At 54.5% G+C, this 2,607-nt stretch carries 2 protein-coding genes and 1 pseudogene; 2 read left to right on the top strand and 1 reads right to left on the bottom strand.

Going from position 1 to position 2,607, the window contains the following annotated elements; all coding sequences use genetic code 11:
- Window positions 1-127 precede the first annotated feature (127 nt).
- Window positions 128-895 (bottom strand): hypothetical protein, encoded by a 768-nt coding sequence (locus OCV63_RS00550; protein ID WP_158361356.1) that lies wholly within the window; start codon window positions 893-895, stop codon window positions 128-130.
- Here OCV63_RS00550 and OCV63_RS00555 point away from each other — a divergent pair.
- Both OCV63_RS00555 and OCV63_RS00560 read left to right on the top strand, forming a co-directional pair.
- Entirely contained in the window at window positions 894-1,238 is a 345-nt protein-coding gene (locus OCV63_RS00555; RefSeq protein WP_429966214.1) for a TnpV protein, read from the top strand. The two genes, OCV63_RS00550 and OCV63_RS00555, sit on opposite strands and share 2 nt — an antisense overlap.
- A 110-nt stretch (window positions 1,239-1,348) precedes the next feature.
- Window positions 1,349-2,607: pseudogene (locus OCV63_RS00560) on the top strand (SNF2-related protein); the annotation flags it as partial.

Raw genomic sequence — 2,607 nt, forward strand, 5'->3', positions numbered from 1 at the left:
ACTGGAGCTGTACCCGGATTTTGACCAGTAAACAACATAACCGCAGGGATGGGGTGGCGATCTGCCACCCCACCTTTTTACCCCAAAACTGAAAGGAGGACAGAACACTATGCCAACCAAAGCTGAACTATATGCACAGATGGCGGACAAAGTGGCAACACAGCTCACGGGGAGCTGGCAGGAATGGGCAGGGTTTCTCACTACTGCTTCCCGCCTTTACAAGTACCCGTTCCATGAGCAGCTGATGATCTATGCCCAGCGACCGGACGCCACCGCCTGTGCGGAGTACGATTTGTGGAATGAAAAGATGGGCCGTTATGTAAGGCGCGGTTCCAAGGGAATCGCTCTGGTGGATGATTCCGGGGACAGACCTCGCCTGCGTTATGTCTTTGACATTTCCGACACCGGAACCCGTGAACATTCCCGCACTCCCTGGCTGTGGCAGCTGGAGGAGCGCCATCTGGATTCGGTGCAGGCCATGCTGGAGCGCATCTATGATGTTTCCGGTGATGACCTTGCCGGACAGCTCACTGAGGTAGCCGGAAAACTGGCTGAGGAATACTGGACGGAGCATCAGCAGGACTTCTTCTATATCGTTGACGGTTCCTTTTTGGAGGAATATGATGAGTATAACATCGGAGTGCAGTTCAAGGCAGCCGCCACCGTCAGCATCACTTACGCTTTGATGTCCCGCTGTGGACTGGAGCCGGAACGCTACTTCGACCACGAAGATTTCATGGCGATCTTTGATTTCAACACCCCGTCCACCATCGGGGCGCTGGGAACAGCGGTCAGCCAGATCAACCAGCAGGTGCTGCGGCAGATCGGCGTTACCGTCCGAAATGCAGAGCGCGAAGCCAACCAAGAAAGGAGCAAGCAAGATGAACAATCCCATGACCTATATCCAGAACGGAGACTATCTGATTCCCGACCTGAAGCTGAGCCAGCAGCCGGAGAAACCCCTGGGCAAGTACGGCAGGATGAGGAAAACCTACCTGAAAGAACACCGTCCCATCCTCTACAACCAGATGTTGCTGAGCGAGAAGCTGTACCCGCACCTCATCGAGATCGACGAGACCGCCCAGAGCAGACTGGAACAGATGATGCCCCAGCTGGCGAAGGAAGCGGGAGCCACCGAGGAACTGAAAGCCAGCGATCCCATGAAGTGGGTGGGCCTGATGAACACCTGCAAAGCCCAGGCAGAGGAGATCCTGATGGCGGAGCTTATCAACAGCTGACCCTAAACCTGTTCCTCTCCGAAGCGGAGCAGATCCAATCCATAGATGAAGCAGAGAATGTAGCGCATACATCCTCTGCTTTTTCTTTTGCCCAAAATGATATTGACCATGTGCTGCGTTTGGGCGGCAATACAGACCGCCAGAGAGAGCGTGTGGTTGCTGCCTTTGAAAAGCAAAAAACCACCGCTGAGATTGCCGAGATACTGAAAGCGCTGTACCACGGCGGCAACGGCCTTGGCAGTGTGAGCGCATGGTATGCCGAGGATGGTATCCATCTTTCCCACGGGAAGTCTGTCCGTTATGACAGGTCTGCCCAGGTCATTTCCTGGGAGAGCGCCGCAGAGCGTATCGGGGAGCTTTTGGAGAGCGGCCAGTTTGCCTCCAATGTGGAGCTTGCAGAAGCGGCAGGCTATGAACGCTCCCTCCTTGCAGAAAAGCTCTGGTATCTGTACCACGATTTCAGCGAGGAAGCCAGAGAAGCAGGATATTCGTCTTGCCTGTCAGAAATCAGAGGCAATGGGTTCCCGGAGGAGACCCGCCGCCTGACGGAGCAGTTGAATGACCCGGCTTTCCGCCAGACACTCAAGGAAGAATACGCCGCCTTCTGGACTGCCTATCAGCAGGACCGTGACCTGCTGCGCTTTCATTACCATAGGCCAAGGGAAATCTGGGAGAACCTGAAAGACCTTGACCTGCCCCGCAGGACTTTTTCTTCGGACCTTTCCCAAGTGCCAACCGTCCAGCATTTCATTACAGAGGATGAGATCGACACCGCCATGACCGGCGGCAGCAGTTTTGCCGGAGGAAAAGGCCGTATCTATGCGTTCTTCATGGAAAACCATACGGATAAGGAAAAAGTGAGATTCCTTAAAGACGAGTATGGCATTGGCGGACGCTCTCATGCCCTGTCCGGCGCAACACACAGCGGCGAAGATCACGATGGGAAAGGACTGCACTATAAAAAGCAGGACTGCCCGGATGTTCACTTGAACTGGGAAAAGGTTGCCAAGCGCATTACCTCACTTGTCCAGAAAGGCCGCTATCTTACCGAACAGGAACAAGCGCAGTATGACAAGATCCAGGCTGAAAAGGATCTGGCAGAAGAAGATGCCATTCAAGCCCAGCAGCCGGAGATAGAGGAAGAAACGCCAAAGCCTACCCTTCGGGAGCAGTTTGAGCAGTATAAGCCTGTGGTGACTGCCGCTATTTCCGAGGATACCGCATACCGCAATGCCTGCGGTCATTTTGACCGTGAAAATGCTGTCATCGAGGGTAATGCCGCTGTGCGCCGTGCGGTTCTTGGCTCTAAGGATATGGAGCTGATCCGCCTTTATTCGGATGTGCCGGAGTTCCGCCAGCGTCTGCACCG

Source organism: Laedolimicola ammoniilytica (assembly GCF_025567165.1).
Taxonomy (GTDB): domain Bacteria; phylum Bacillota; class Clostridia; order Lachnospirales; family Lachnospiraceae; genus Laedolimicola; species Laedolimicola ammoniilytica.

Bases quoted from the DNA above. Each gene is read 5' to 3' on its own strand.
- OCV63_RS00555 (WP_429966214.1), top strand. From the start codon at position 894: ATGACCTATATCCAGAACGGAGACTATCTGATTCCCGACCTGAAGCTG.
- OCV63_RS00550 (WP_158361356.1), bottom strand. From the start codon at position 895: ATGGGATTGTTCATCTTGCTTGCTCCTTTCTTGGTTGGCTTCGCGCTC.